This is a genomic window from Gordonibacter sp. An230 (genome assembly GCF_002159915.1).
GTDB lineage: Bacteria > Actinomycetota > Coriobacteriia > Coriobacteriales > Eggerthellaceae > Rubneribacter.
In genome coordinates, this window is the sequence record NZ_NFJP01000036.1 from 21,519 (window position 1) to 33,420 (window position 11,902).

General features: G+C 66.7%; 12 protein-coding genes. 2 read left to right on the forward strand and 10 right to left on the reverse strand.

Annotation, left to right across the window (positions count from 1 at the left end):
- Window positions 1–98: 98 nt before the first annotated feature.
- The 9 genes from B5F40_RS16060 to hisZ form a co-directional block, all read right to left on the reverse strand.
- Complete coding sequence (locus tag B5F40_RS16060; RefSeq protein ID WP_140396518.1) at window positions 99–311, reverse strand: hypothetical protein; 213 nt, start codon at window positions 309–311, stop codon at window positions 99–101.
- A 493-nt stretch (window positions 312–804) separates the two neighbouring features.
- On the reverse strand, window positions 805–1,149 hold the full coding sequence (gene hisI / locus B5F40_RS14295; RefSeq protein WP_087194948.1) for a phosphoribosyl-AMP cyclohydrolase: 345 nt from the start codon (window positions 1,147–1,149) through the stop codon (window positions 805–807).
- A 578-nt stretch (window positions 1,150–1,727) separates the two neighbouring features.
- Window positions 1,728–2,492: an imidazole glycerol phosphate synthase subunit HisF gene (hisF, locus tag B5F40_RS14300; protein WP_087194949.1), complete on the reverse strand. Its 765-nt coding sequence runs from the start codon at window positions 2,490–2,492 to the stop codon at window positions 1,728–1,730.
- 167 nt (window positions 2,493–2,659) lie between these two features.
- On the reverse strand, window positions 2,660–3,433 hold the full coding sequence (gene hisA, locus B5F40_RS14305; protein ID WP_087194950.1) for a 1-(5-phosphoribosyl)-5-[(5-phosphoribosylamino)methylideneamino]imidazole-4-carboxamide isomerase: 774 nt from the start codon (window positions 3,431–3,433) through the stop codon (window positions 2,660–2,662).
- 3 nt (window positions 3,434–3,436) lie between these two features.
- Window positions 3,437–4,120 (reverse strand): imidazole glycerol phosphate synthase subunit HisH, encoded by a 684-nt coding sequence (gene hisH / locus B5F40_RS14310; RefSeq protein WP_087194951.1) that lies wholly within the window; start codon window positions 4,118–4,120, stop codon window positions 3,437–3,439.
- A gap of 183 nt (window positions 4,121–4,303) precedes the next feature.
- Window positions 4,304–4,897: an imidazoleglycerol-phosphate dehydratase HisB gene (gene hisB / locus B5F40_RS14315; RefSeq protein WP_087194952.1), complete on the reverse strand. Its 594-nt coding sequence runs from the start codon at window positions 4,895–4,897 to the stop codon at window positions 4,304–4,306.
- Between the two features lie 219 nt (window positions 4,898–5,116).
- Window positions 5,117–6,208 carry a histidinol-phosphate transaminase gene (gene hisC, locus B5F40_RS14320; RefSeq protein WP_087194953.1) on the reverse strand — a complete coding sequence of 364 codons (1,092 nt, stop codon included), beginning with the start codon at window positions 6,206–6,208 and terminating at the stop codon, window positions 5,117–5,119.
- Window positions 6,201–7,553 carry a histidinol dehydrogenase gene (gene hisD / locus B5F40_RS14325; RefSeq protein ID WP_087194954.1) on the reverse strand — a complete coding sequence of 451 codons (1,353 nt, stop codon included), beginning with the start codon at window positions 7,551–7,553 and terminating at the stop codon, window positions 6,201–6,203. Before hisD ends, hisC begins: the two co-directional genes overlap by 8 nt.
- 3 nt (window positions 7,554–7,556) lie before the next feature.
- Complete coding sequence (hisZ, locus tag B5F40_RS16755; protein WP_087194955.1) at window positions 7,557–9,359, reverse strand: ATP phosphoribosyltransferase regulatory subunit; 1,803 nt, start codon at window positions 9,357–9,359, stop codon at window positions 7,557–7,559.
- 513 nt (window positions 9,360–9,872) lie between these two features.
- On the opposite strand from hisZ, the gene B5F40_RS14335 reads away from it, so the two are divergent.
- Together B5F40_RS14335 and B5F40_RS14340 are read left to right on the forward strand one after the other, a co-directional pair.
- Window positions 9,873–10,196 (forward strand): PadR family transcriptional regulator, encoded by a 324-nt coding sequence (locus B5F40_RS14335; protein ID WP_087194956.1) that lies wholly within the window; start codon window positions 9,873–9,875, stop codon window positions 10,194–10,196.
- Complete coding sequence (locus tag B5F40_RS14340) at window positions 10,189–10,800, forward strand: DUF2812 domain-containing protein (RefSeq protein ID WP_087194957.1); 612 nt, start codon at window positions 10,189–10,191, stop codon at window positions 10,798–10,800. Before B5F40_RS14335 ends, B5F40_RS14340 begins: the two co-directional genes overlap by 8 nt.
- 55 nt (window positions 10,801–10,855) lie before the next feature.
- Here B5F40_RS14340 and B5F40_RS14345 read toward each other — a convergent pair whose 3' ends face one another.
- Window positions 10,856–11,776, reverse strand: coding sequence for a DUF2797 domain-containing protein (locus B5F40_RS14345; RefSeq protein WP_087194958.1), 921 nt, complete (start codon window positions 11,774–11,776; stop codon window positions 10,856–10,858).
- Window positions 11,777–11,902: the final 126 nt, after the last annotated feature.

The window sequence follows — 11,902 nt, forward strand, 5'->3', positions numbered from 1 at the left end:
CAAAGCGCTCCTCCGTGCAATCAGCACTTCGCCGATCGCCATCCCGAACCCCTTTTTGTTTCTTTGTCGCGTCCAGGCACATACCGCCCGTTCCGTCTTCACCCGATGTAAAGCTCTTCGACTATTATTGGCTCCGAAGCAGGAACCAAATACACCAATTCAACGTTGGATCCCACTTCAAGGGAATCCAAATCTCCCGCAACCACTTGCGCCCTCCCATAATCAAAACACGGAGCATCGGAGGGCAGTTCTTCGACATAGCCTTTCTCGACATGCACGCGGAAAGTTTCTTTTACGCTGTCCACCTCCATCACAACTCCGGAACTGCGCTGCTGGTGAACGCCTCCTACAACATGGCGCCCCTCTTCTCTTGCCCCGCAAGAGCCCAATGAAACCACAAGCGCTGCGCCCAACACCAAAGCTATGATCCTCTTTATGTCGAAAACCTCGGCATCTACGAAAAGAACACCCCGTTATGCTGCGAATAATGAGAAGCGTTGCGATTTGGAATCTCCAACCTTCGTCCCTTCAGCCGTTGACTACAAAGGCATGCATGAAATGAGATATGTCGCTTTTACAAAATACCATCGTACTCCAGCTGCAACCATGGAATTCTCCGCACCCGATACGCTTTTGGATTCGACGGGAAAAGCGGTCATGTTGCCGCTGTTGATGCAATCACGTTCTCTAAGCCGGTTGGCATTTTTCGTAAGAGCGGTTCGGGATTCGGCCCCTTGCTGCGCAAAAGCAGCAAACGCAAGCCCGATATCGGCCGTCAGCCTACTTCCGAGTCTAGCGCAAAGACTAGGAAGGCGGAAACCATCGATCACCTACGCTGATCGAGCGGAAGAAACAAGAGCGTGTGCCCGTGTGGCAGGCGGGTCCTGCCGGATGCACGAGCGCAAGCAGCGTGTCGGCGTCGCAGTCGTAGCGCAGCTCCACGACCTTCTGGGTGTTGCCGCTGGTGGCACCCTTGTGCCAGAGCTCTTGCCTGCTGCGGCTCCAGAACACCGTCTCGCCGCGCTCCATCGTAAGCGAAAGCGATTCCTCGTTCATCCACGCCATCATGAGCACCTCGAGCGTGTCCGCGTCCTGCACGATGCAGGGGATCAGCCCGTCGGCGTTGTAAGTCAGTTCAGGGACGTCCATGATGTTTTCTCCTCGCTCGCAAATTGCGCAACAGCTGCCGCGCTAGCGCCTTCTCGCATCCGCTTCTCGATATCCTCCTGCAAAGGCAGCAACTCGGCGAACCCCTCCGGCAGCACCTCGGCGAGCCGATACTCGCTCACCCCCATCGGCTTGCCGTGTCGCGCAGAACGTACTCGGCTACCACGTTGCCTTTGGTCTTAATTTCAACCCTCGCTCCCCTTGCAGAGAGCGACCAAACCAAAAGACTTTGATTACGAAGCACCGCACGACTCCACCCGTTCTCGATGGTGGCCTGCACGGACCACTCGCGTTCAGCCCCTGGTTCCGTCTTATCGGGAAGGTGGGTTATACGGCCCCAGGGAATTCTGCAGCAGCTGCTGCAGAATTCAGAATCCACCTCAGTGGCGAACTTCTGCATCGTTATTGTTGGCGAGCATGGCACAGCCTCCTCTTTCCTCTATTCGAGCATTCACAAGGCTGTCCCGAGAACCGCGGCGAAAGCGCCGGGCTTGGTTAGGCTTCTTGCCAACCAAGAAGCAGTATAGCAAACACTTGTTCTTATTTCAAGTAGAGAAGCGCTACAACCTCACCGGTATACCCTGGGCACGCATGTGCTCCTTCACCTGGCGCACGGTAAACTCGCCGAAGTGGAAGACGCTGGCGGCCAAGACGGCGTCGGCCTCGCCCTCGAGGACGCCCTGGGCGAAGTGCTCGAGCTTGCCCACGCCGCCCGAGGCGATGACCGGGATGTCCACGGCGCGCGCGACGGCGCGGGTGAGCGCGCAGTCGAAGCCGTCGCGGCTGCCGTCGCGGTCCATGCTGGTGAGCAGGATCTCCCCCGCCCCGCGTCGCGCCGCCTCCTGCGCCCATTGCACGGCGTCGATGCCGGTGGCCTTGCGCCCGCCGTGCACGTACACCTCCCACTTGTCTCCCGCGCCTGCGACGTGCTTCGCGTCGATGGCGCAGAGGATGGCCTGGCTGCCGAACGCGGCGGCGGCCTGCGTGATGAGCGACGGATCCGCCACCGCGGCCGAGTTCACCGACACCTTGTCGGCGCCGGCCGCGATCATCGTGCGGATATCGGCCACGCTGCGGAAGCCGCCGCCCACGCAGTACGGCAGGTGCAGCTGCTCGCTCGCGCGGCTGGCGAGGTCCACGGTGGTGGCGCGGTCGTCGCTCGTGGCCGTAATGTCGAGGAAGATCACCTCGTCGGCGCGCTCCTCGTCGTAGCGCTGCGCGAGCTCGATGGGGTCGCCCGCGTCGCGCAGGTTCACGAAGTTGACGCCCTTCACCACGCGCCCGTCCTTCACGTCCATGCAGGGGATCACGCGCTTCGCTAGCATCTTCGTCCTTCCGTCGTCGCTGACGCAACGACGGACGTGCCGACGCTGCGCGGGCCTCTCGCGGCCCGTTTGCCGCTCCAGTCACGTGCCAAGGCACGCTTCGTCAAACCTTCCCGGCAACCGCGCTCGCGAGAGGCTCGCTCGCTGACCGTGCCGGAACCTCAACGCTACAATCCGCAGGGATTCGCAGCCACGGCGGCCGCTTCCGCGATGCGCGTGGCCTCGGCGCAGGCACGCACGCCGTCGGCCACCGTGAGCGTGCCCTCGTACACGGCGCGCCCCGCGATGACGCCCTCGATGCAGCCGGCCACACGGCCGAGCGCCTCGATGTCGGCGATGCCGGCCACGCCGCCCGACGCGGTCACCGGATGGCCGAACGCCTCGGCCATCCGCACATAGGCGGCCGGGTCGATGCCGGTCTGCATCCCGTCGCGCGCGATGTCGGTGTACACGAGGTGCCGGAATCCGAGCGCCGCCATGTCGCGTGCCAGCTCCTCGGCCGCCACGCCCGCGCCCTCGCGCCAGCCGGCCACGGCCACCTCGCCGCCCTTCGCGTCGATGCCTGCGCACAAGAGCTTGCCGTACTGCGCGATGGCGGCCTCGGCGAAGGCGGGATCGGCCACGAGCGACGTGCCCAGCACCACGCGCGACACGCCCGCGTCGGCCAGGCGCGCGATGGTGTCGAGCGAGCGCACGCCGCCGCCCACCTCCACCTTGAGCAGCGTCTTGCGCATGATGCGCTCGATGATGGCGATGTTCTCAGGCGTGCCCGAGCGCGCGCCGTCGAGGTCCACCACGTGCAGCCACGTCGCGCCCTGCTCTTCGAACAGCTGCGCCTGCGCGGCGGGGTCGTCGTGGTACACGGTCACGCGGCTATAATCGCCCTTGGCGAGGCGGACGGCCAAGCCGTCCAGGATGTCGATGGCCGGAAGCAGGTACACGGCTCACGCCCCTTTCACGATGGACACGAAATTGCGCAGCAGACGCGCTCCGGCGTCCGAACTCTTCTCGGGATGGAACTGCACGCCGAACGCGACGTCGCCGTACTGGACGGCGCTCGGGAACGTCACGCTGTGCGCGGTCTCGCCGATGACGAACGGGCCCGACGGCGCGATGAAACCGTGCGTGAAGTAGAAGTAGGTGCCCGACGGTATGCCGTCGAACAGGGGCGAGCTCCCATCGACCTCGCCCTCCTGCCGCTCGCCGGGAAACCGCACCGTGTTCCAACCCACGTGGGGCACCTTGTAGGAGAGGCCTTGGTCATCCTGTTTTGGCATCGCGCCCACGACGCCGGGTAGCACGGCGAGGCCGCGGGCGTTGTGCGTGGAGGACTCGTCGTCCTCGTCGGGCGCGCCCTCGACGCCCTCCTCGAACATGAGGTGCATTCCCAGGCAGATGCCCAAGAACGGCACGCCGGCGGCGATGCGATCGCGCACGACGCCGGCCTGCCCGAGCGCCTCCATCGTGGCGGCCGCGTCGGCGAACGCGCCCACGCCCGGCAGCACGACGGCGTCGGCGCGGGCGATGACGGCAGCGTCGTCGGTGACGAGCACGTCGCCCCCCGCGGCCGCCAAGCCGCGCTCGACGCTCTTCAGGTTGCCCTTACGGTAGTCGACGATGGCAATCATAGTCGCATGTTCCAATCTCACGTACCCGATCATGTCAGCGAGGGTTTTCGCGGTGCCCGAGATTGGCGTGTTTCGCGGCCGAGCGTGCTTCGCACGTGAGGGTAAGCGAAAAAGCGCCAAGATCGGGTGCCGCGGAAGCCCGCAGCGTCGGCCCGTTCCGGCGGCCGTCAGGCCGACGGAACCCTACAGCGCGCCCTTCGTGGAAGGCAGGGCGTCGCCGATGCGCGGGTCGCATTCGACGGCCTGGCGCAGGGCCCGCGCGGCGGCCTTGAACGACGCCTCCACCAGGTGGTGCGCGTTCTCGCCCGCCAAGCTGCGCACATGCAGGGTAAGGCCCGCGTTCGCGGCGAAGGCGATGAAGAACTCCTTGGCGAGCGACGCGTCGAACGAGCCCAGCATGACGCACGGTACGTCCACGGCCCAGTGCAGCTGACCGCGGCCGGAGATGTCAACGGCCGCCAGCACGAGCGCCTCGTCCATCGGCAGCGCGAGCGAGCCGAACCGCGCGATGCCGCGCTTGTCGCCGAGCGCACGGGCGACGGCCTGGCCCAGCACGATGCCCGTGTCCTCGACCGTGTGGTGCCCGTCGACCTCGAGGTCGCCCTTCGCGCGGACGTCGAGGTCGAACAGCCCGTGCCGCCCGAACGCCGCGAGCATGTGGTCGAAAAACCCGATGCCCGTCTCCGCGTCGACGATGCCCGTGCCGTCGAGGTTCACGGCGATGCGGATGTCCGTCTCGTTCGTGGTGCGCTCGACAATGGCAGTTCGTTGGTTCATGTTCGTCTCTTTCTCTAAGCTCACTGGTCCAGCAAAGTCAGCGAGGGCTTTCGTGGTGCCCGAGATTGGCGTGTTTCGCGGCCGAGCGTGCTTTTGCACGTGAGGGCAAGCGAAAAAGCGCCAAGATCGGGTGCCACGGAAGTCCGCAGCGTCGGCCCGTTCCGGCGGCCGGCAGGCCGTCGGAATCCGAACCGCAGCGTCGGCCCGTTCCGGCGGCCGTCAGGCCGACGGAACCTTCAAGTCGCACTTCCCCATCACGGCATCGCGCAAGGCGCGCAAGAACGCGTCGTTCTCCTCACGTGAGCCGATGCTCACGCGCAGGCAGTCCTCCAAGCCCGGCGCGCGCGAGAAATCGCGCACGAGCACGCCGCGGCCGTAGAGCATCTCCCAGGCGGTGCCGGCGTTCTCCAGGCGGAACAGCACGTAGTTCGCGTCCGACGGGTACGGCTTCACGCCGGGGATGCGCTTGAGGCCGTCGACGACGCGGGCGCGCTCCTCGATGATGGCGCGGATGCCCGGCTCGAACTTCGCGCGGTTCGCGTACACGACGCGCGCGATGGCCTGCGACACGGCGTCCACCGAGTACGGCTGGCGCACCTTGACGAACTCGCGGATGACCTCGGCGTCGCCCAGAAGGTAGCCCATGCGCACACCGGCCAGGGAGAACGCCTTCGAGAACGTGCGCAGGATCACGAGGTTCTTGTGCTGTGCCAGGTAGGGGCGCATCGTCTGGCGCGAGAACTCGAAGTACGCCTCGTCCACCATGACGAGCGCGTCGGTGGCGTCGAGCACGCGCAGCATGAACTCCTCGCTGGCGAGCTGGCCCGTGGGATTGTTGGGGCTCGTGATGACGAGGTAGTCGATGCCGCCCTCGGCCAGGCGCGCGAGCACGGCCTCCTCGTCGATGGAGAAGTCGGGCCGACGCGGCACGTCCACCACCGCCGTGTTCGTGAGGCGCGCGTTCGCCTCGTACACCGAGAACGTGGGTGGCAGGTTCAAGCACGTGCGGCCCGGCCCGCCCCACGCGAGCGCAAGGTTGAACAGCAGCTCGTCGCCGCCGTTGCCCACGAGCACCTGGTCGCGGTCGAGCCCGTTCGCCTCGGCGATCATGTCGCGCAGGTCGTTGGCGAGCGGATCCGGGTAGCGGTTCAAGGCCACGCGCTTCACCTCGCGCATGATCTCGTGGCGAACCTCCTGATCCACGTCGTGCGGGTTCTCGTTCGCCGAGAGGAGCGCATCGGCCGGCAGGTACTTGGGGTCGTAGGGCGTAAGGCCCGCGAGCTGCGGGGCCGAGCAGCACACGCTACGCATCGGCTCCACCGTCCCCGCGGCGCGCCCCGTCGCCGCCCTCGATCCCGTAGACGTTGCCCCAGTCGAGCAGGTTCTTGCGCATCTCGACGCTCATCGCGTGCGCCCACAGGCCCTCGTGGCGCGCGATGGCCATGACGGCGTCGGCATCGTCGGCGAGCGCGGCCGAGGAGTACTGGATGACGCTCGACTTCTTCACGAAGTCGTCGACGGAAAGCGGCGAGGAGAAGCGAGCCGTGCCGCCGGTTGGCAGCGTGTGGTTGGGGCCGGCCACGTAGTCGCCCACAGCCTCGGGCGTCCACGCGCCCAGGAAGATGGCGCCGGCATTGCGGATGGCGCCCAAGAGGTCGAAGGCGTGGTCAACGTGCAGCTCCAAGTGCTCGGGCGCGATGACGTTCACGGCCTCGACAGCCTGCGCCAAGTCCTGGCACACTACGACGAGCCCCTGGTCGGCGAGCGACGCCGTCGTGATCTCGGCGCGCGTGGAGGACGCGAGGTGGCGTTCCACCATGCGCTCCACCTCGTCGGCGTACTCCTCGTCGAGGACGACCAGGTAGCATGCGGCAAGCGGGTCGTGCTCGGCCTGGGCCATGAGGTCGATGGCCACGAGCGCGGGGTCGGCCGTGGAGTCGGCCACGACGCACACCTCGGAGGGACCGGCGATCATGTCGACGCCCACATCGCCCGACACGATCTTCTTCGCGGCCGCCACGTAGGCGTTGCCGGGGCCGGTGATCTTGTCCACCGGCGCGATGGACTCGGTGCCGTAGGCGAGCGCGGCCACCGCCTGCGCGCCGCCCACCGCGTAGATCTCGGTGACGCCGGAAAGGCGGCAGGCCTCGATGACGGCGGGGTCGAGTGAGCCGTCGGCGGTGGGAGGCGTGACGCACACGATGCGCTTCACGCCCGCAACAGCGGCCGGCAGCGCGTTCATCAGCACCGACGACGGGTAGAGCGCGCGTCCGCCCGGCACGTAGATGCCCACGGACTCCAGCGGCTCCACCTTCGAGCCCACGAGCGCGCCGTCCTCGCGCACGGTGAACCAGCTCTGCTGGCGCTGGCGCTCGTGGAAGTCGCGGATCTGCTTCGCGGCAGCGCGCAGGGCGTCTGCCAGCTTGTCGTCGACCGCGGCTGCGGCCTCGGCGATGGCGGCCTGGCTCACGCGGAAGCCCTCCACGCGCACGCCGTCGAACTTTTCCGTGAGCTCGCGCAGAGCGGCGTCGCCCCGTTCGCGCACGTCCTCGACGATGGCGGTGGCCGCCGTGAGCGCGGCTGCGTTGAACGCGCCGGTACGCTTGAGGTGGGCGTTGGAGAATTCCTCGCCTGCTTTGAGGATGATGCGGCGCATGGTCTACTTCCTTTCCTCGGCGGCCGCGCTCAGCGCGTCGCGCGCGAGCGTGCGGGCCAATTGTACGATACGCGCGTCGGTGCGGAACGCGCAGGTGTTCGAGAAGAAGCGGGCGGTCGAGGAGAGCACCTCGTCGACCACCACGAGGTCGTTCTCGCGCAGGGTTGTGCCGGTTGCCGTGATGTCCACGATGCGCTCGGCCATGCCCGTGAGCGGGGCGAGCTCGATGTTGCCGTGCAGCTTCACGATCTCCACCTGGACGCCGGTCTTGGCGTAATGGGCGGCCGTGATGCGCGGGTACTTCGTGGCCACGCGGATGGAGCCGAGACGGCGATAGTGCTCGCCCGTGGCCTCGGCGGCTCCGGCGGGCTCGGCCACGACGAAGCGGCACGCGCCGTATCCGAGGTCGACGAGCTCCACGACGTCGCGCTCGGCCTCGAGCAGCGAGTCCTTGCCGCAGATACCGCAGTCCGCCGCGCCCGACGCCACGAAGGCCGGCGCGTCGGTGGGCCGCACGATGACGTACTCGACGCCGGGGTTGCGGATGATGAGCTGCCGCCCCGGGTTCGCAAGGCCGGTTACATCGAGGCCCGCCGCCTCGAGCGCCGCCACCGTGTCGGCGTTGAGCGAGCCCTTCGGCACCGCGATGCGCAGGGGCTTTGAATCCGCAGGTTCGCACCTGTCAGCGAGGGCTTCCCCGGCATCCGAGATCGTGGGGATGACGGAGGCGTGGCGCACTTCGGCACGCGAGCCTCCGGCATCGCCGCGAGATCGGGCGCCAGGGGAAGCCGCAGCGTCGGCACGTTCCGTCGGCCGGCAAGCCGGCGGAACGGAAGACGCCGCCATGGCCTGCTCGAGGAAGAAGGCGAAGCCGGCGGCGGGACGGCTCTCGCCGTAGGCGGCGACCATGTTGTCGTAACGGCCGCCGCTGCCGAGCGGCGAACCCAGACCGGGCGCATAGGCCTCGAACACGATGCCCGTGTAGTAGTCGAACGAGCTCATGACCGAGAAGTCCACAAGCAGTTTATCGGCCAGCCCGCGATCGGCCAGCAGGTCGAACGTGACCGCGAACGCGTCGAGGCCGCCCTCGCAGCCGAGCGGCTCCACGAGCGCGCGCACCTCGTCGATAGCCTCGCGCCCCCCGCGGATGCGCGGCAGGGCGCGGATGGCCGAGGCAAACGCCGACGGAACGCCTGCCTCGGCGGCGCCATCCCCCGTCAGGCGGTCGAGCTCGACGAAGTTGGAGCGGTGGTAGGCGTCGAGCACCTGCTCCCTCCACGCTTCGGGAGCCCCACAAGAGGCGAGCAGCGCCCGCAGCACACCCACGGTGGCGAGCGCCAGGCGGCAGCCGCGCGCGCCGACCAGCTCGAGCGCATTGGCGAGCAGCTCCACCACCTCGGCATCGGCCCAGGCGCCGGCCTCGCCGACGCACTCGATGCCGATCTGCGTCATCTCGCGCGCCTCGGCCTGCGCACGTCCGTCGGCCTCGCGGAACACGCGCTGCATGTAGCGGAAGCGCAGCGGCCCCGCCTGTCCGGCGAAGCGCGTCGCGCACATGCGCGCCACCTGCAGCGTCACGTCGGGGCGCATGGCCAGGAGGTCGCCCCGCGCGTCGAAGAATTTGAACGGCGATCCCGGCACGCGGCCGCCCGCGCGCATGACGTCCATGACCTCGAGCGTGGGCGTCTCGATGGGCAGGTAGCCGCGCTCGGCGAAGCACGCTTGCACGTCGCGGGCGATGCGCTCGCGCGCCGCCGCCTCGTCGCACAGCACGTCCCGGAATCCCGCCGGCGTCACCAGGTTCATTCCTCGCCTCTTCCTTTCGCTGGCCGGCCGCAGCCGGGATGGCGTCGATGCGAACGAATGCTTCACGTGAAGCATTCGCCCCGGAGCCGCGACGCGCCTGAGGCACGCTGCAGTCCTCGCGCTCCGATACTTTATCACAGTAGAGTGCTAAAGCAAGCGTTTTCAACGATACGCATCATTTTACGACACGAACGGCCGCGGGCCCGCCCGCATGCGCAGAGCCGCGCCGAATCGAGCGCGATCCGCACAAAAAACTTCTTCGTGAATGCCCGGCAGGCGGAAAAGGGCGGCCATCGGCTTCCTGAAGCAGAAAAGTTCTAGCGTTTCCCCAGTTCATGAAAAAACAGCGTTCGTGTCGGTCGCTGAAAACCTTTCACGTGGAGGATTTTCGTGCGCAAGAGGCTCGGTTGGCGTGCAGCCGCCTCGAAGCTCGTTCGACGCTATGCAGTTGCACTATATACAGTATGACTGTATAATGCGGCATGCAGATGCCGACGACCGAGAGCGACCCGCATGGCCAGTAGAGACAAGCACCTCCCCTTGACCGAGACCGCGTTCTACACGCTGCTCGCGCTGCGCCAGCCTGCGCACGGCTACCTGGTCATGCAGAAGGTCAAGGAACTGAGCGGCGGCGCGGTGTCCATGGCGGCCGGAACCATGTACGGGGCGCTGGACAACCTGCAGAGGCAGGGCCTCATCTGCCAGGTGGGGTCGCCGGACGGCCGCAGGAAAACCTACCAGATCACGCCGTACGGCAGCGAGGTGCTCGAACTCGACGTCCGGCGGATCGAGCACATGGCCCGAGCGGCGAGGGAATCCGGAGGCGACCATGCGTAAACTCGCGAGCTTTTACGACCTGGACAAAGAGGCTGCCTGGCTCGGCCGCCTAGCTGAGGAGGGATGGGCGTTTCGAAGCCGCGGCTTGCTCGGATACGACTTCGACAAGGCGGACGCGGGAAGGCGCGTCTACCGGATCGATTACCGCGTTTTCAGAACCCTGGCGGACTTCGACGACTACGTCCTGCTCTTCCATGACGCGGGATGGCGGCACGTTTGGGGAAGCAAGAGCTCCGGCTTCCAGTATTTCGAGGCGGTCGGCGACGACCCGGCGGACGACATATTCTCGGACACGGCGTCGCGGGCGAGCCGCTACCGGGCGATCGCCCTTCACACGCTTCCGCTGCTCGCCGGATCCCTCTGCCTCGCGGTGTCTGCCGCGTTCAACGGAGGCGTCGACCTTGCGGCGATGGCGGATCCCCGGTCGCTCTACTTCACGCCCGGGCTCTGGGAGCGAGCAGGGATCCCGTTCGTCGCGGGCTTCCTGCTCGAGACCCCGTTCGTGCTCATGAGGAGCTTCTGGTGGGTCCTGGCCTTCGCATGCCTGGGAATTAGCGCGTTCAGCCAAATCATGCTGTTCAAGCTGAGTCGCAAAGCCGGCTGAGCGATCGCCCGCGCAGCGAATGCGGGACCCGTCCCGTCCCGCGCCGCCGTCGTCCCTAGAATAGCGAGATCTGCTGAGGCTCGTAGGCGTACTCGCACACCACTTCGTCCACGAGCAGCTCCACCTCGTGGGACTCCCACTCCTTCACGGACACGACGTAGTTCGTGCCGCCCTGCTCGAACACAAGCGCGCCGCCCACCATGCCGATGCAGCGCCCGCCGCACTCGTTGTCGTGCCCCTCGGGAACCTGCAGATCATGACAATCAGGCGAGGGACCGCCGAAATAGTAAGGGGAGAGATCCTGAACGGGCTCGGGAGCGAAACCCGTCTGCGCCACTGCGGGAACCTCGGCAAGCACCGCCGCCCGCTCGTCCAAAACGCGCACGGCCTCGGCGGGGTCGTATCGCTCCTCCACGAGCAGACGCGTCTTGAGCGACGCGCGCATCGTCTCGAGGATGCCCGGCTGCGCGCACAGAGCCGCCTCCAGCTCGCGCGCCTCATCGGCGCATGAGAAGCGCCCCACGACGCGCGCCGCCCGTGCACCCTGCTCGAGCAGCCGCTCGATGCCGCGCGTCTCGGATGAGATGCCGGCCTTCACGTGCTGCGGCGAGAAATACGCGAGGTAGACGAAATGCGGCGTGAGGTTGTAGGCGCGCTGCTGGGGCGAGACGAAGTCGGCATAGTAAAACGACGGGTTGAAGCCGGTCGCCTCGACGCATGCGGGGCACATTGTCTCCTTGGCGTCGGGAAGTAGCTCCACGTTGAGCGGACAGCAGCTCTTCTCGGAGGTGGCCAGATCGAAGCGGCCGACGCAGCGACGGCGCGGCAAACGGCGCAGCGAGAAGGTGCGTCCGCGCACGGAAAAACGATGCTGGACACCGGCGTCGACGTCGTTGATCAGGAGATACGGGCCGGATTCGGCGTCGAAGCCATGTCCTGCCAGAACAGCCGTGAGGCCGTCGATGAATCGGGTCATAGAAATCGTCCTTGTCGAACTCGTAGCGGTTAGGTCGTTATTCCAACACGAATGATAGCGCACCGACATCATAAAGGGCGTCGACGTCGAGCAGTCACGAAAAACCCCCCCCCCCCGGCCGCCCCC

What these genes read in the sequence shown, in the direction of transcription:
- B5F40_RS14340 (WP_087194957.1), top strand. Translation starts at nt 10,189, where the DNA reads ATGCGTAAACTCGCGAGCTTTTACGACCTGGACAAAGAGGCTGCCTGG.
- hisH (WP_087194951.1), bottom strand. Translation starts at nt 4,120, where the DNA reads ATGATTGCCATCGTCGACTACCGTAAGGGCAACCTGAAGAGCGTCGAG.
- B5F40_RS16060 (WP_140396518.1), bottom strand. Translation starts at nt 311, where the DNA reads ATGGAGGTGGACAGCGTAAAAGAAACTTTCCGCGTGCATGTCGAGAAA.
- hisD (WP_087194954.1), bottom strand. Translation starts at nt 7,553, where the DNA reads ATGCGCCGCATCATCCTCAAAGCAGGCGAGGAATTCTCCAACGCCCAC.
- hisI (WP_087194948.1), bottom strand. Translation starts at nt 1,149, where the DNA reads ATGGACGTCCCTGAACTGACTTACAACGCCGACGGGCTGATCCCCTGC.
- hisC (WP_087194953.1), bottom strand. Translation starts at nt 6,208, where the DNA reads ATGCGTAGCGTGTGCTGCTCGGCCCCGCAGCTCGCGGGCCTTACGCCC.
- hisB (WP_087194952.1), bottom strand. Translation starts at nt 4,897, where the DNA reads ATGAACCAACGAACTGCCATTGTCGAGCGCACCACGAACGAGACGGAC.
- hisZ (WP_087194955.1), bottom strand. Translation starts at nt 9,359, where the DNA reads ATGAACCTGGTGACGCCGGCGGGATTCCGGGACGTGCTGTGCGACGAG.
- B5F40_RS14335 (WP_087194956.1), top strand. Translation starts at nt 9,873, where the DNA reads ATGGCCAGTAGAGACAAGCACCTCCCCTTGACCGAGACCGCGTTCTAC.
- B5F40_RS14345 (WP_087194958.1), bottom strand. Translation starts at nt 11,776, where the DNA reads ATGACCCGATTCATCGACGGCCTCACGGCTGTTCTGGCAGGACATGGC.
- hisF (WP_087194949.1), bottom strand. Translation starts at nt 2,492, where the DNA reads ATGCTAGCGAAGCGCGTGATCCCCTGCATGGACGTGAAGGACGGGCGC.